Origin of the sequence: [Roseibacterium] beibuensis (assembly GCF_039542305.1) — a bacterium.
GTDB classification, from domain to species: Bacteria; Pseudomonadota; Alphaproteobacteria; order Rhodobacterales; family Rhodobacteraceae; genus Roseibacterium; species Roseibacterium beibuensis.
The window spans coordinates 404,581-420,260 of record NZ_BAABHW010000002.1 but is presented as its reverse complement, the minus strand read 5'-3'; the positions used below and the strand labels follow the sequence as shown (position 1 = coordinate 420,260).

Here is a 15,680-nt window from a genome sequence, read left to right as displayed (position 1 = left end):
CGAACACTCGATCCATGACGCAGCGCGCGACCGCTTCGGGCCCGATGGGCCCGGTTGAACTGCATCCCGAATGGGGACCCTTCGGGGTGCCCTTGTTCGACGCCCCCGAGGCGCAGGCGCTCAAACGTGTGGGCGTGATCGACATCGGGTCGAACTCGGTCCGGCTGGTGGTGTTCGACGGGGCCGCGCGTAGCCCCGCCTATTTCTACAACGAAAAGATCCTGTGCGGCCTTGGCGCCGGCTTCTCGCAGACGGGGCGTCTGAACCCCGAGGGGCGCGTCCGCGCGCTGGCCGCGCTTCGCCGCTTTGCCGCGCTGACCAGGGGCATGGGCGTCGCGCCGCTATTGACCGTGGCGACGGCGGCGGTGCGCGATGCCGAGGACGGGCCCGAGTTCCGCGCCGAGGTGATGGCCGAGACGGGCCTCTCCATCCGGATCGTCGACGGCGCGGAAGAGGCGCGGCTGTCGGCGCAGGGCGTTCTGGTCGGCTGGCCCGGGGCCGAGGGGCTGATCTGCGATATCGGCGGATCGTCCATGGAACTGGCGCAACTGACCGGCGACGGGCAGGTGGGGATGCGCCAGACCTCCAGCCTCGGGCCGCTCAAGCTGATGGGGATCAAGGGCGGCAAGAAAGCCATCCGCGCGCATATCAAGTCGCGCGTGACCGAGTTGGTGTCCCATTTCGAGACCAGGCCCAAGCGCCTGTTCCTGGTCGGCGGAAGCTGGCGGGCCATCGCGCGGGTCGACATGGAGCGGCGCGGCTACCCGCTCAAGGTGCTGCACGAATACCGGATGAAGCCCAAGGCGATCCTCGACACGATCAAGTACATCGCCAAGTCCGACCTTGAAGAGTTGCGCGCCCGCACCGGCACCTCGGCGGAACGGATGAAACTTGTGCCGCTGGCCTCCGAAGTGCTGAAGCGCCTCGTGCGGGAACTCCAGCCGCAGGAGGTCGCGATTTCCTCTTACGGGATCCGCGAAGGGCTGCTCTACGAACAGATGACACCCGCGCTGCGCCAGCGCGACCCGCTGATCGAGGCTGCCCGCCATGCCGAGGCGTCCTCGGCCCGGATGCCCGGCTTTGGCCGCGCGCTGTATTACTTCGTCGAGCCGCTCTTTCCCCGTGCCCGGCCCGAGAAGCGCCGCCTGATCCGCGCCGCCTGCCTGCTGCATGACGTCAGTTGGCGCGCCCATCCCGACTACCGCGCCGAGGTCTGTTTCGACAACGCCACCCGCGCCAATCTCGGCGGGTTGACCCATGGTGAGCGGGTCTTCCTGGGTCTGGCGCTGCTGCACCGCTACAAGGGCAACCGCGCGGCCACCAATTTCGACGAGGCGCTGCTTCAGTTGATCCCCGAAGACAAGGTGAAAGAAGCCGAGATCCTTGGCCGCGCCATGCGGTTCGGCGCGATGTTCACGGTGGAAAAGCCCTCGGATCACGGCGCGCTGCGCTATCGTCCGCAGCGGCACGAGTTGATCCTGACGCTGAAAACCGACCAGGGCCGCGCGCTGTTCGGCGAGGTGGCCGAGGCACGGTTCAGGGCGCTGGCCACGGCGCTCGGGGCCGAGCCGATCGTCGAAGGCGCCGCTTAACCGGCTGGTAGGGATTCCCTGCATAGTCTGCGCCGGAGCGTTGGCCTACCGTTGGCTCAGCGCCTGGATCTGCCCCAGTGCCGGAGTACCTGCCATGACCTTGCTGAACTACCTCGCGGTTTCCCTCGTCTTCGTGATCGTCGTGATGTTTTCGGTCCTGGTATTCGGCCCGACCGCCGTTTCGGCGATGCCGGTCTAGGCGCGCCCCTGCCGGGGCTGGCGTCTTGTCCCTTTTCCCCTCGCCAGCCCCGGCGCCCCTTTCCAAGACTGCGGCCCCCTTGCGGGGCCGCTTTTTTTGCGGTCGGGGTAGGGAAAGCCTGACTGCCGCGGCGACGGCCAAGCGGGTAGAGTGCCGCCCATCCAAGTGATGGGAGGCTGCCATGTCCCTTCTGAACAAGCTTTCGCTGACCCTGATCGCGCTTCTGGTCGTGATGGCCGCCGCGCTCTGGATCGGGATGCGCCCTGCTTCGGCCGGCGTATTCGGCACGCCCACGGGCGGCTGGGGGAGCGACGCCCCGGCACCCGCCCCGGCCCCCGGCCCGCGGGGTGGCGGGTTCGCATCTTCGGCCGGCGGATCGCCGAATGTCTGAGCACCGCTTGTGAGCGGTTTCACCTTGGCTTAGACCCGACGGGACAACCAGAGTCCAAAGGGTCCGCCAGATGCGCCTTTCCCGCTACTTCCTTCCCGTTCTGAAAGAGACGCCCGCCGAGGCGCAGATCGTCAGTCACCGCTACATGCTGCGCGCCGGCATGATCAAGCAGGCCAGCGCCGGGATCTATTCCTGGCTGCCGCTTGGCTTCAAGGTGCTGCGCCGGATCGAGCAGATCGTGCACGAGGAACAGGTCCGCGCCGGCCATATCCCCATGCTGATGCCGACCCTGCAATCGGCCGACCTCTGGAAAGAGTCGGGGCGCTACGACGCCTATGGCCCAGAGATGCTCCGCATTCGCGACCGCCATGATCGCGACATGCTCTATGGTCCCACCAACGAAGAGCTGATCACCGACATCTTCCGCAGCCACGTGACCAGCTACAAGGACCTGCCGCTGACGCTGTATCACATCCAGTGGAAGTTCCGCGACGAGATCCGCCCCCGCTTCGGCGTGATGCGCGGCCGCGAATTCCTGATGAAGGACGGCTACAATTTCGACCTGACGAAAGAGGACGCGCTGCACGCCTATAACCGTCACCTCGTCAGCTACCTGCGCACCTACGAGCGCATGGGCCTGCAGGCCATCCCGATGCGGGCCGACAGCGGCCCCATCGGCGGCGACGACACCCATGAATTCCTCGTGCTGGCCGAGACGGGCGAGTCCGAGGTTTTCTACGACAGCGAGATCACCGACCTGAAATTCGGCGACCGCGAGATCGACTATGACAGCGTCGAGCAGTGCCGCGCCGTGCTGGAGGAATTCACCAGCCGCTACGCCCGCACCGACGAGACCCATGACGAAGCCGTCTGGGCCGACATCCCCGAGGATCGCCGCCGCGTCGCCCGCGGAATCGAGGTGGGACAGATCTTCTATTTCGGCACCAAGTATTCCGAGCCGATGGGCGCCGTCGTGACCGATCGCGACGGCAACCGCGTGCCGGTGCACATGGGCTCTCACGGGATCGGCGTCAGCCGCCTTGTCGGCGCGATCATCGAGGCGAGCCATGACGAGAACGGCATCATCTGGCCCGAGGGGGTCACGCCTTACCATGTCGGCATCGTGAACCTGAAACAGGGCGACGCCAGCTGTGACGCGGCCTGCGAGGATCTTTACAAAGCCTTCACCGCCAAGGGGCTGGAGCCGCTTTACGATGACCGCGAGGAACGCGCCGGTGCCAAATTCGCCACGATGGACCTGATCGGCCTGCCCTGGCGGATCACGGTCGGCCCGCGGGGCCTCAAGAACGGCATGGTCGAACTGACCAGCCGCCGCACCGGCGAAAGCGAAGAGATGACGCCCGAGGCCGCCATCGCCCGCGTGGCCGAGATCTATGCGCCGCACCTGCCGCTGATCGCGGGCTGAGCCGCGCGGCTGGCCTTACTCTCCGAACACGAAAACGCCCGGACCTGATGGTCCGGGCGGTCTTGTTTCCCGGCTGGGGCTTCACTTCGTGGCGGGCACCATTGCGCCGGACCCCACCGTGCCGGTGCTGCCGCCCTGGCCCGCCATCGCCCACATCTCGTTGACGATATACTCGGAATACATCGCGACGTTCTGGTCGAACTCCTCGCGCGGCATGGCGTTGGTGTGGGACTCGATCCCGATGACCCGATAGCGCCCGTCCGTCTCGATAAAGAGCGGCGAGCCCGAGTCGCCCTGCAACGTGTCGCATTGGTGGATCAGGCGGTTCTGGCTGCCGATCTCGACGAAGGGGCAATCCAGGTTGCCGGTCATCAGCCCCTGCTGGTCGTAGGAATACCCGGCCTGCATGATGTCGGGGCCGTCACCCGCTAGCGCTTCGGCGATCTCGGCCTCGCTCAGGACGGTGACGTCCATCCAGCCGACCTGGTCGCCGATCGGGTTGGTCAGGTAGAGGAAGGCGAAATCATACCCCTCCTGCTCGCCCGCCATCCAGTTCGCGGGCACGTGGTAGCCGCTGATGGGCGAGCGGGCGACGAAATCGCCCCGGTCGAACCCCGCGATGAACTCCACCGGCAGGGTGGTGATCTGGCCCTCGTCGGCCAGGCAATGACCCGCCGTCAGCACCGTCGCCGGCCCGATCAGGACGCCCGTGCAACTGGCCGAGGACAGGTCCACGAAGCCGATCATGTTCCACGGCGCCTGCGACGGGTCGACCACGATGCGGTCATCCTCGCCGAAGAAGGCGCGGGCGAAGGTGGCGGCGAAGGGCGCCTCGCCCGACATCGACAGGATGGCCGAGGGGTAGTCGCCGTTGCTGGGCTGATAGGTGCCCACCCAGATGTCGTATTGCCCCGCCAGCGGGTCCTCGAAGCTCAGCCCCGGGTTCAGGCCCGAGCTGTCATCGTTGCAATGCCACTGCGTGTCGGGGGTGTTGACGAGGAGGACGGTGTCGTCGCGGGATTCGACGTAGATGGAGAGGGGGCCGCCCTCGGACGGGTCGTAGAACAGGCGGAAATCGGGGGCGTCGGCGAAATGGCCGGTGCAGCGATTGCCCGTCACGGCATCGGGAAACTCGCGCCGGATCTCCCCGCCGGCCAGGACGTGAAGCCAGTTCGGATCGGGCTGGAATCCGCCGGTGATCGAGATCTCGCCGAAGGTCGAGGGCAGGGACCAATCCTGTGCAAACAAGGGGTTAGCAGAGGCCACACAGCCGAGAACAAGGGCCGCGGCGACCTGCGCGCGAGGGGAAAAGACTTGCATCGAATACTCCCGAAAACGTCATGGGGCGGGGTGTGCGACGCTCAGGGTAGGGGCCGGGGGCGGACCTGTCCACGATCCTCTGCGGGGAAAAACCCGCGATCGCGGACGCGGCCCTTGGGCCGAAAACGACACGTCACACCCCGTACACACCCTGTACACACCCCGTGCAGACACGCCCCCTCAACGATTTCTTAACCACTCCACGCCAGACTGGCCGCCTTCCACATCAGAGCGACAAGGGGGCCCGGAGATGACGACTCTGGACGAGGCCATGCACGGCAAGCCGCTGACCATGGCGCAGCGCAAACACCACTTCTACCTCGCCGATGCGCTGAGGCGGTTCGAATGGGACATGCACTCGGCCATCTTCATGGACCAGCGCATCCCGATGGAATGGCGCGAGATCGCCACCCGCCGCGAAAGCGCCAAGACGCGGATCACGGTGCGGCTGGACGAGGACGTGGTGAAATGGTTCCGCTCGATGGGGCCGGGTTACCAGCCGCGCATGAACGACGTGCTGCGCGCCTTCATGCATGCGCGCCTGGGCGGGCTGATCCGTGGCCACGACACGATCGAGCCGTTCAAGGAGTCGACCACCAGCCAGACGGCCCCGCCGCAATGGGGCGAGGCGGCAAGGGTGATGGGGGAGGAGGAGTGAGGCTTGCCGATTTGACCGCTGCATGCTGAACTGTTGAGGGACTGCCGGAGGATTTGGCCATGGCCCGGATCACTATCAGGCTACCGCAATCCTTGAAGGCGGCGGCGGGGGAATTCGCGGAATGGGACGGTGTGTCGCTGAACCATTTCATCGCGCTGGCGCTGGCCGAAAAGGTCGGCATCATGGGCGGCGCGGAATTCTTTGCCGTGCGCAGCAAGGGCGCGGATGCGGAGCGCGCGGTACGGTTGCTGGAGGGGCGGCCGGGATGAAAGGAGCGTCATTGCTCCTTCTCCTTGCGGTTGGAGCGGCTGTAGTTTGGACGTTGCTGACACCCGATCGTTGGCTGGCCACGGTCTACCCGGAAGCTCCCAGCCTGCTTACCCACGTCCACCTTGATGAATATGACACGCTCCAAGAATGTCGAATGGCCGCCCGAAGCTATCTTCGCCAACTGGGCGCGACTGATGGCTTGTATGAGTGTGGACTGAATTGCGAGCCCTTCGGGAACTCCGGCGATATGATGCTGTGCGATGAAACGACCGAGTGAGCAACAGGAGCTTTGTGCTTCCGCTGGGCTTGGTTCGCTTACGAAAGTCTTCTGAGGTGCCGGGCTGAAGCCCGGTCTACGGGGGATGGTGGGGTGGAACCCACCATTAGAAGCGCAAGGTGATGATGGGTGCCACCCACCCTACAGGGTCACGCCTGCAACGACCGCACGCCCAGCTTGCCGTCCTTGGCGGCGACCATGGCTTGGGCGGCGGCATGTGACCCCGCCAGCGTCGTGAAATAGGGGATCTTGTCGGCCAGCGTGACCGCGCGCATGGAGCGGCTGTCTTCGACCGCCTGTGCGCCCTCGGTCGTGTTCAGCACCAGTTGCACGCCGCCATCCTTGATGATGTCGACGATGCTGCGCCCGCCCTCGTAGGCCTTGTTGACCAGCGTGCTTTCGATGCCGTGCTCGGCCAGGTAGGCCGCCGTGCCGCGGGTCGCGATAATGTCGAAGCCGAGGGTTTTCAGCATCTCGGCGGCCTCGATCAGGAGCGGGCCCTTGTCGGCGTCCTTGATCGAGATGAAGACGGTGCCGGTCTTGGGCAGGTGGGTGCCCGCGCCAAGCTGCGCCTTGAGGAAGGCGCGGGGGAAGGTGCGGTCCCAGCCCATCACCTCGCCGGTCGAGCGCATTTCCGGCCCCAGCAGCGTGTCGACGCCGGGGAAGCGGGCGAAGGGCAGAACGGCCTCTTTCACCGAGAACCAGGGCGTGCGGAAATCGGCCAGCGCCATCGGGTCGCCGGGGATGATCGGGGTGTCGTCATCGACGGGTTGGTGCGGCTCGGCCATCGGGAAATCGGAGAGCTTTTCGCCCGCCATGAGGCGCGCGGCGATGGAGGCGATGGCGCTATCGGTCGCCTTGGCGACGAAGGGCACGGTGCGCGAAGCGCGGGGGTTGACCTCGATCAGGTAGATCTCGTCGTCTTTCACCGCGAACTGGACGTTCATCAGGCCGACCACGTTCAGCGCGCGGGCGAGCGCGTGGGTCTGTTCGATGATGCGGTCCTGGATCTCGGGCGAGAGGGTGTGCGGCGGGAGCGAACAGGCGCTGTCGCCGGAATGGACGCCCGCCTCTTCGATATGCTGCATGATGCCCGCGACATGGACGGCCTCACCATCGCAGAGGGCATCGACATCGACCTCGGTCGCGCCGTCGAGATAGCTGTCGAGGAGCACCGGGCTGTCGCCGGAGACGACAACGGCGTCGCGGATGTAGCGGTCGAGTTGCGCGCTGTCGCGCACGATCTCCATCGCGCGGCCACCCAGCACGTAGGAGGGGCGGATCACCAGCGGGTAGCCGAGTTGCTCGGCCGCGGATTTGGCCTGCGCGTCGGTGGTGGCGATGGCGTTCTCGGGCTGTTTCAGACCGAGCTTCTGGACGAGCTGCTGGAAGCGTTCGCGGTCCTCGGCCAGGTCGATGGCGTCGGGCGTGGTGCCGAGGATGGGGATGCCCGCGTCATGCAGCGCATTGGCCAGTTTCAGGGGCGTCTGGCCGCCGAACTGGACGATGACGCCGTGCAGCGTGCCGCGCTCCTGCTCGACGCGCAGGATCTCCATGACGTGTTCGTAGGTCAGCGGCTCGAAATAGAGGCGGTCTGAGGTGTCGTAATCGGTCGAGACCGTCTCGGGGTTGCAGTTGACCATGATGGTCTCATAGCCCGCGTCGCTGAGCGCGAAACAGGCGTGACAGCAGCAATAGTCGAACTCGATCCCTTGCCCGATACGGTTGGGGCCGCCGCCGAGGATGACGACCTTCTTGCGGTCGCTGGGGCGTGCCTCGCATTCCGGTTCGCCCATGACGGGGGTCTCGTAGGTGGAATACATGTAGGGCGTCTGCGCCTCGAACTCGGCGGCGCAGGTGTCGATGCGCTTGAACTGGGCGGTGACGCCGAGGTTCTTGCGGGCGCGGGCGATGTTCGTCTCGGTCCGGCCAGTCAGCTTGGCGAGGCGGGCATCGGTGAAGCCCATCATCTTGAGCGCGCGCAGGCCCTCCTCGGTCATCGGCAGGCCGTCGCGGCGGATATCGTCCTCGGTCTCGACAATCTCGCGGATGCGCGACAGGAACCACGGGTCGAAATGGGTGACCGCCTGGATCGTGTCGTTGGAGAGGCCGTGGCGCATGGCCTGCGCGATGACGCGCAGCCGGTCCGGGGTCTGCTTGCTGAGGGCCTTGATGATGGCGGCCTCGTCCGGCGCGCCCTCGATCTCGATCTCGTCGAAGCCGGTCAGGCCGGTTTCCATCGAGGCCAGCGCCTTTTGCACGGATTCGTGGAAGGTGCGGCCGATGGCCATGGCCTCGCCCACCGATTTCATCGCGGTGGTCAGGGTGGGCTCGGAGCCCGGAAATTTCTCGAACGCGAAGCGCGGGATCTTGGTGACGACATAGTCGATGGTCGGCTCGAAGCTGGCCGGCGTGACCTTGGTGATGTCGTTGTCCAACTCGTCCAGCGTGTAGCCCACGGCCAGTTTCGCGGCGATCTTGGCGATGGGAAAGCCCGTGGCCTTGGAGGCCAGCGCCGAGGAGCGCGAGACGCGCGGGTTCATCTCGATCACGACCATGCGGCCGTCTTCGGGGTTCACGGCCCATTGCACGTTGGACCCGCCGGTTTCCACCCCGATCTCGCGCAGCACGGCGATCGAGCCGTTGCGCATGATCTGGTATTCCTTGTCGGTCAGCGTCAGTGCGGGGGCGACGGTGATCGAGTCGCCCGTGTGCACGCCCATCGGGTCCACGTTCTCGATGGAACAGACGATGATCGCGTTGTCCGCCTTGTCGCGGACGACCTCCATCTCGTATTCCTTCCAGCCCAGCAGGCTTTCATCGACGAGGATCTGCGCGACCGGAGAGGCCTCCATCCCCGTGCGGCAGTAATACTCGTATTCCTCGCGGTTGTAGGCCACGCCGCCGCCCGTTCCGCCGAGCGTGAAGGCGGGGCGGATGATGGCGGGCAGGCCGACATATTCGATGGCCTCGATGGCGTTCTTCATGCCGGCGGCGATGTCGTATTTGCCATCCGCGCCCTTGGGCGCGCTGACGATGGTGGCCTTGGGGTTTTCCAGCCCGATCCGGTCCATCGCTTCGCGGAACAGCTTGCGATCCTCGGCCATCTCGATGGCGTCGCGCTTGGCGCCGATCATCTCGACGCCGAATTTTTCCAGCACGCCCATCTCTTCCAGGGCGAGCGAGGTGTTCAGCCCCGTCTGCCCGCCCATCGTCGGCAAGAGCGCGTCGGGGCGTTCCTTTTCGATGATCTTGGCGACGACCTCGGGGGTGATCGGCTCGATATAGGTGGCGTCGGCCAGTTCCGGGTCGGTCATGATCGTGGCCGGGTTCGAGTTGACCAGGATGACGCGGTAGCCTTCCTCGCGCAGGGCCTTGCAGGCCTGGGCGCCGGAATAGTCGAACTCGCAGGCCTGGCCGATGACGATGGGGCCCGCTCCGATGATCATGATCGACTGGATATCGGTTCTTTTCGGCATGTCATTCCCCAGGGTCAGCAGGCACCGGTCGAGGGACCGGGCCGGGCAGCGCGCAAATTGCTGGCGTTATAGACAGGCAAGCGTTGCGCGCAAGGGGCGATCCGGGCTGACGCACCATCCGGGGGCTGCGGCGCACCCGAAATGAACCGGAATGCCTTCTGGTGCGTAGACCTGTACGGGAAACGTGACACGTGGAGGTCACCCATGCCCATCAAGGCCATTTTCTTCGGCGCTATCGGAACGCTGGCCGAAACCTCGGAAGTGCAGCCCGAGACGTTCAACCTTTCCTTCAAGCAATCCGGCCTCGACTGGGTGTGGGACCGGGTCAGCTATGTCCGGATGCTGGAGGGGCTGGCGGGCTCCATCCCGCGGGATCGATTCGACTATATCGGCGACGGCACGCGGGTCGCGGCGCGCAAACCCGCGCCCGACATCTACCTCGATGCGCTGTCGGCGGATCTGCTGAAAACCCGCTCGCCGCCTGAGGCTTGCCCGCGCGCGCGCCCCGGTCTAGGCCGGTCGCGGATTGCATGGGGGTCTTCGGATGATCTGGCTTTATCTTGTCATCGCCATCGCGGGCGAGGTCATCGCCACGACCGCGCTGAAGGCCAGCGACGGGTTCACCCGCGCGGGCCCCGTGGCCATCGTCGTGGTGGGGTATGGCGTGGCGTTCTACTTTCTCGCGCTTGTGCTGCGCAGCCTGCCCCTTGGCGTGACCTACGCGATCTGGTCGGGCCTCGGCGTGGCGCTGGTCACGCTGATCGGCTGGCTGGTCTATGACCAGAGGCTGGACGGCGCGGCGATGATCGGGATCGGGTTGATCGTGGCGGGGGTGCTGGTGCTGAACCTGTTCTCGGGGACGACGCCGCATTGAGGCGCCGGAAAACGCGCGTTTTCCGGCCCGTTTCCGCCGGCGAAAACGGAGTCGCGCGTGCCGTCTATTCCGCCGCCATCCGGCGCGGGCGGTCGGCGGGGTAGAGGTAGTCGCGGGTCAGCGGCACGGCCTCTTGCCGGCGGGTCATCTGGTACTGGAAGACGCATTGCCCATGGTGGCGGAAGGTCACCTCGCAGGCCTTCAGGTAATAGCGCCACATCCGGCAGAAGCGCTCGTCATACAGCGCGCGGGCCATGTCCTCGTTCGCCACGAAACGGTTGAACCAATGGCGCAGCGTCTCGGCGTAATGCAGGCGCCAGACCTCGATATCGGTCGGATAGAGCCCGGCCTTTTCCACCGCCGCCGCCATTTCCGACAGGGCGGGCACATAGCCGCCAGGGAAGATGTATTTCGTGATCCAAGGGCTGGTGGCGCCAGGCGGGGTGGAGCGCCCGATGGTGTGGATCAGGGCCACGCCATCGTCCTTGAGCCGGTCATGGACCGTCTCGAAATACTCGCGGTAATGGGGCACGCCGACATGTTCGAACATGCCGATGGAGACGATCCGGTCGAACTGCCCGGTGACCGAGCGATAGTCCCGCAACTCGAACCGCACCCGGTCTGACAGGCCGGCGGCTGCCGCGCGCTCGGTCGCGATCTTGTGCTGTTCCTCGCTGAGGGTGACGCCCAGCACCTTGACCCCGTAATCGCGCGCCAGCGTCAGCGCCATGCCGCCCCAGCCGCAGCCGATCTCGAACACCTCCATGCCCGGTTCCAGCAGAAGCTTGCCCGCGATGTGATGCTTCTTGGCGTCCTGCGCGGCCTCGAGCGTCATTTCGGGATCGGCGAAATAGGCGCAGGAATACTGCCGGTCGGCATCGAGGAAGAGATCGTACAGCTCGCCCGACAGGTCGTAGTGATGCGCCACGTTCTGGCGCGCCTTGTAGGCCGGGTTCCACTGGTCGAAGCGGCGGCGCGCGCGGCGGGCCTTTTGCCCGATCTCGCGCCACCAGACCTTTTCCTTGCGGTGGGAGTTCTGAACGGCGAGGGCAAGCAGCCCCTCGACATCGTCCTGCGCCACGGTCAGCCGGCCATCCATATAGGCTTCGCCCAGGGCGATCTCGGTGTTCAGGACCAGCTGTCGCGGCAGGCTCGGGTCGGTCATGGTGACGCGAACGGGCACCTCCCCGTTCTCGCCATAGCGCCGCGTGGTGCCGTCGGGATAGGTAATTTCGACTGCGCCGATCACGAACAGATCCCGCAGCATACGGTCAAGGATACGATCCCACATCGCGGCTCTCCTCGCGGGTGTCGGTGCTTCCCTTCCTGCGACAATCAGTCTGCCGGATTGCGATAATTTTTCAAGAGGCGCGTGGAAACGCCTGTCTTTCCTAGGAAAAGCTTGATCTGCGTCAACCTGATCCGACCTGTTTCGTGGTCTTGTAAGCCAACGCCGGACCGGAGAGTCGCGCCGCTGCGCCGCCCTCCGACGATCTGGCCGGCGACCCGATGGAGGTGGGATATGAACGCACAGATGGGCCGGATCGGACCGAATGCCATTCTGCAACTTGTCCCCGTTCTGGAGGACGAGGCCGGCCCCGAGGTCACGGCGCATCTGATGGCCATGGCGGGGGTGATCGAGATGCCCGATCCGGCCGAGGGGCTGATCGACGAGGGGCCTGCCGCGCGGCTGCACCAGGCCATGCGGGCCGAGATGCCCGATGCCGCGCCGCGCCTGGCCAAGGAAGCGGGGAAAAGGACCGGGGACTACATCCTCGCCCACCGGATCCCGTCCAAGGCGCAAGCCATCCTGCGGCTCTTGCCGGCACGTCTTGCCGCGCCGATCCTGGCCAAGGCCGTGGCGAAGCATGCCTGGACCTTTTGCGGGTCGGGCGGTTTCCGACTGGTTTCGACATGGCCCGTGGTGTTCGAGATCGGCGACAACCCGGTGGTGCGGGGGGAACGTTCGGACGTGCCGCTTTGCCATTGGCACGCGGCGGTGTTCGAGCGGTTGTTCTCAGAACTCTGCGGGCCCGGCTGGAACTGCGAAGAGGTCACTTGCTGCGCCCAAGGGGCCGAGGCGTGCCGCTTCGAGATGACCCGCGTGCGGTGATCCGAGGTATTGCGCCGCGGCTTCGCCGCGTCGCCCGGCGGGCTGCGCCCTCGGACCCCCTCCGGGGGCCACTCGGGCGCAGCGGGGCGTGGAACGCCCCTGCATATTTGAAGGATAAAGATGGGTGCTGTTAACGCCTTCTTTACCGTGGCGCTCCATATTCAGGGCACGGTACAGGCAGGCATGCCGATGACCGTGGATGAAGATGCACGCCCTGCCTCGTGAAGCCGGTTCGGATAGCGGGGCAGGGCGTCGCCTTTCGCGCCCTTCCCATCTTTATCCAGAAAAATATGCCGGCTCGCGGGTCACGACCCCATGCCGAGGTCGAAAACCTGGCGCCACCGGCCGCTTGCGGCCGGGCGGGTTGTCGATGGCTTCCCATGGGAAGCTTGAGACAGGCCGCACAAACGCCCGTCAGGGCAGGAATTGCGCCGGATCGACCGATTCGAACCCGCGACGGACTTCGAAATGCAGGAAGGACGGGTCGCCCGCGCCCACCTCGGCCACGCTCTGACCGCGGCTGACGCTGTCTCCGCGCGACACGCGGATGTTCTGGATATTGGCATAAACGGTCAGCAGCCCGTCCTCGTGTCGGATCACGAGGATCGGGATCTGGTCGGTGTCCTGCGTGATCGCGGCGACGGTGCCGTTGGCGGCGGCGCGCACCGCGGTGCCGGCCGGGGCGGCATAGTCGATCCCGTCGGTTCCGGCCGAGAAATCGCGCAGGACCGACCCGTCGACGGGCCGCACGAAGCGTGCGTTGGTGTCGGGCTGCGGTGCCGGGGCGGGGGCAGCCGGCCCGCCGCCCGTCGCCGGCGGCAGGGGGGCGGCCTCGATCGCGTCGGGCAGCGGGTTGGCGGCCGAGGGCGGCGGCGGCGCGATCGAGGCGCCCGGACGCTGTGCCTCGGTCTCGGCGGCGGCCTGCTCGATCACGATCGGGATAATCAGGTACTGCCCCTCGCGCACGGCCAGGTCGGGGCCCAGCCCGTTCCATTCGGCCAGCGACCGCACCGACACGCCGTAGAGCCGCGCGATGGAATAGGCCGTTTCGCCGCGTCCGACGCGGTGCTGCACCGGTTCCTGCCCGGGCTGGAGGGCCGGGCCGGACGCCGAGGGGCCCCGCGCCTCGGCCTCGTCGATCGCCCCGCGGGCGAGCGCGGCGATATCGGTGCCGGCTCCGGCGCCCGGCGTCACGCGGCGCGGCATCGCCAGGACCTCGTCGGCGCGCAGCGTGTCCGTCGCATTGCGCCCGTTGAACCGCGCCAGTTCCTCGGGGCTCAGCCCCACGCGCGTGGCCACATCGGCCACGGTATCGCCGCGGCGGGCCACGACCATCTGGTAGCTTTCATAGGTGATCAGACCGTTGGCATCGGGTTCGGGGCGCGGTGCCGTTTCGGACCCGACACCGGACGAGATCGGCCCGCCGCGAAAATCGAAATCGAGCTCCGACACGGCCCCGACGCAGCCGGCCAGCAAAGGGACGGAGAGGCCGAGGGCGAGGATCGGGGTCAATCGGGGCATGGTGCGGTCCTGTGCTCGGGCCGGCCGGAACATGGGCCGGAGGTGCTCGTCACTCGTCATCAGGGGCATCGCCCCCTGTTTTGCAAGGCTTCTACACCGAAGCGCGGTCCGGTTTCCACCCCCCGCGCCGCTCAGTCCCGCGCCAGCCCTTCGACCAGCGGCACGAAGCGCACGGGCATCAGTTCCTCGTAGTCGAACCCGTCGGCCCTGCGCGTCACCTTGATGAGGCTTTGCAAGTGATCGGACTGTCCGACCGGCAGAACCATGACCCCGCCCTCCTTCAATTGTGCCAGCAGCGGGCCCGGCGGGTCCTCGGCCGCTGCGGTCACGAGGATGCGGTCGAACGGCCCCTGGTCCGGCAGCCCGAAACACCCATCCGAAGTCAGCACCGTGATGTTGGAATAGCCGCCACGGGTAAAGATCAGCTCCGCTGCGCGGGTCAGGCTGCGGTGCCGGTCGACGGTGTAGACGCGCCGCGCCAGGTGGCTCAGCACCGCCGCCTGGTAGCCCGAGCCGGTGCCGATCTCCAGCACCGTGTCGCGCGGCTGCACCTGCAAGGCCTGCGTCATGAGCCCGACGACCGAGGGCTGGCTGATGGTCTGGCCGCAGGAAATCGGCAGGGGCATGTCGTCATAGGCGCGATCGGCGAAATGCCCGCGGACGAATTGCCCCCGATCGACCTTCTCCATCGCCGACAAGACGCGCGCATCCGTTACGCCCTTCTGGCGCAACTGGAACAGGAACTGCATCTTGCGTTCGGCGTCGTCCATCATTCCAGCGCGGTCCTCAGCCCGTCCAGCGCCTCGTGCGCGGTCAGGTCCGCCCGCAGCGGCGTGACCGAGATGTAGCCGTCGAGATTGGCGTGCGCGTCGGTGCCGGGCTGGGTCGGCACATCCTGCGGCCCGCCCCGGATCCACAGGAAGCGACGGCCATTGGGGGCGACCTGCGGCGACATGCCGAACCCCGTGCCGCGCCGGAACCCCTGCGCGGTCACGCGGGTGCCCTTCACCTCCGAGGCGGGCAGGGGCGGGAAATTCACGTTGTAGAACACGCGGTAATCCTCGCGGTCCCAATGCCCCTGCTCCCAAAGCGCGCGAACCAGCGCCGCGCCATGGGCGACGGCGGCCTCGAACGGATCGTCGAGGCCGATGTTCTTCGGCCCGAGATACTGGCTCAGCGCAATCGCGGGCAGGCCCTGAAGCGCGGCTTCCATCGCGCCGCCGATGGTGCCGGAATACAGCACGTTCTCGGCGGCGTTGTTGCCCCGGTTCACCCCCGACAGGACAAGGTCGGGCGGCGTGTCGGCCAGCACGTCGCTCAGCCCCGCCAGCACGCAATCGGCCGGCGTGCCCTCGGCGGCGAACCGGCGCGGGCCCAGCTCGGCGATCATCGTGGGGTGGACGTAGGAAATGCAATGCGCCACGCCCGATTGCTCGAAGGCCGGCGCGACGGTCCAGACCTCGCCCGAGGGGCCGGCCACCTCGGCGGCGATGGCCTCCAGCACCGTCAGGCCCGGGGCGTTGATGCCGTCGTCATTGGTGATCAGAATGCGCATGGAAA

The 15,680-nt window shown here is 66.6% G+C and carries 13 protein-coding genes; 7 read left to right on the top strand and 6 right to left on the bottom strand.

Annotation, left to right across the window (positions count from 1 at the left end; all coding sequences use genetic code 11):
* Positions 1-14: 14 nt before the first annotated feature.
* From ABD923_RS08495 to proS, 3 genes are all read left to right on the top strand, one after another.
* The gene (locus ABD923_RS08495; RefSeq protein ID WP_259550238.1) at positions 15-1,592 is read left to right on the top strand and encodes a Ppx/GppA family phosphatase; all 1,578 of its coding nucleotides are present in this window, start codon (positions 15-17) and stop codon (positions 1,590-1,592) included.
* Between the two features lie 380 nt (positions 1,593-1,972).
* Positions 1,973-2,182 carry a hypothetical protein gene (locus ABD923_RS08490; RefSeq protein WP_259550237.1) on the top strand — a complete coding sequence of 70 codons (210 nt, stop codon included), beginning with the start codon at positions 1,973-1,975 and terminating at the stop codon, positions 2,180-2,182.
* Positions 2,183-2,252: 70 nt separating this feature from the next.
* A complete protein-coding gene (gene proS / locus ABD923_RS08485) occupies positions 2,253-3,608 on the top strand; it encodes a proline--tRNA ligase (RefSeq protein ID WP_259550236.1) in 1,356 nt (451 codons plus the stop codon).
* Between the two features lie 81 nt (positions 3,609-3,689).
* Here the strand turns inward: proS and ABD923_RS08480 are convergent, their stop codons facing one another.
* Positions 3,690-4,928 carry a trypsin-like serine peptidase gene (locus ABD923_RS08480; RefSeq protein ID WP_259550235.1) on the bottom strand — a complete coding sequence of 413 codons (1,239 nt, stop codon included), beginning with the start codon at positions 4,926-4,928 and terminating at the stop codon, positions 3,690-3,692.
* Between the two features lie 250 nt (positions 4,929-5,178).
* Here ABD923_RS08480 and ABD923_RS08475 point away from each other — a divergent pair, with 250 nt between their 5' ends.
* Positions 5,179-5,586, top strand: a complete 408-nt coding sequence (locus ABD923_RS08475) for a BrnA antitoxin family protein (RefSeq protein WP_259550234.1) — start codon at positions 5,179-5,181, stop codon at positions 5,584-5,586.
* A 59-nt stretch (positions 5,587-5,645) separates the two neighbouring features.
* Entirely contained in the window at positions 5,646-5,855 is a 210-nt protein-coding gene (locus ABD923_RS08470) for a hypothetical protein (RefSeq protein WP_259550233.1), read from the top strand.
* Positions 5,856-6,282: 427 nt separating this feature from the next.
* On the opposite strand, the gene carB is transcribed toward ABD923_RS08470, so the two are convergent.
* On the bottom strand, positions 6,283-9,612 hold the full coding sequence (carB, locus tag ABD923_RS08465; RefSeq protein WP_259550232.1) for a carbamoyl-phosphate synthase large subunit: 3,330 nt from the start codon (positions 9,610-9,612) through the stop codon (positions 6,283-6,285).
* A gap of 544 nt (positions 9,613-10,156) precedes the next feature.
* On the opposite strand from carB, the gene ABD923_RS08460 reads away from it, so the two are divergent.
* On the top strand, positions 10,157-10,486 hold the full coding sequence (locus ABD923_RS08460) for a DMT family transporter (RefSeq protein WP_259550231.1): 330 nt from the start codon (positions 10,157-10,159) through the stop codon (positions 10,484-10,486).
* A 64-nt stretch (positions 10,487-10,550) separates the two neighbouring features.
* Here the strand turns inward: ABD923_RS08460 and ABD923_RS08455 are convergent, their stop codons facing one another.
* Positions 10,551-11,777, bottom strand: a complete 1,227-nt coding sequence (locus tag ABD923_RS08455) for an SAM-dependent methyltransferase (protein ID WP_259550230.1) — start codon at positions 11,775-11,777, stop codon at positions 10,551-10,553.
* Positions 11,778-12,008: 231 nt separating this feature from the next.
* Between ABD923_RS08455 and bchJ the strand changes: the two genes are divergently transcribed.
* Positions 12,009-12,599, top strand: a complete 591-nt coding sequence (bchJ, locus tag ABD923_RS08450; RefSeq protein WP_259550229.1) for a bacteriochlorophyll 4-vinyl reductase — start codon at positions 12,009-12,011, stop codon at positions 12,597-12,599.
* A gap of 414 nt (positions 12,600-13,013) precedes the next feature.
* Here bchJ and ABD923_RS08445 read toward each other — a convergent pair whose 3' ends face one another.
* From ABD923_RS08445 to surE, 3 genes are all read right to left on the bottom strand, one after another.
* Positions 13,014-14,120, bottom strand: coding sequence for a peptidoglycan DD-metalloendopeptidase family protein (locus ABD923_RS08445; protein WP_259550228.1), 1,107 nt, complete (start codon positions 14,118-14,120; stop codon positions 13,014-13,016).
* Between the two features lie 131 nt (positions 14,121-14,251).
* On the bottom strand, positions 14,252-14,890 hold the full coding sequence (locus tag ABD923_RS08440; protein WP_259550561.1) for a protein-L-isoaspartate(D-aspartate) O-methyltransferase: 639 nt from the start codon (positions 14,888-14,890) through the stop codon (positions 14,252-14,254).
* Positions 14,890-15,675, bottom strand: coding sequence for a 5'/3'-nucleotidase SurE (gene surE, locus ABD923_RS08435; protein ID WP_259550227.1), 786 nt, complete (start codon positions 15,673-15,675; stop codon positions 14,890-14,892). Before surE ends, ABD923_RS08440 begins: the two co-directional genes overlap by 1 nt.
* Positions 15,676-15,680: the final 5 nt, after the last annotated feature.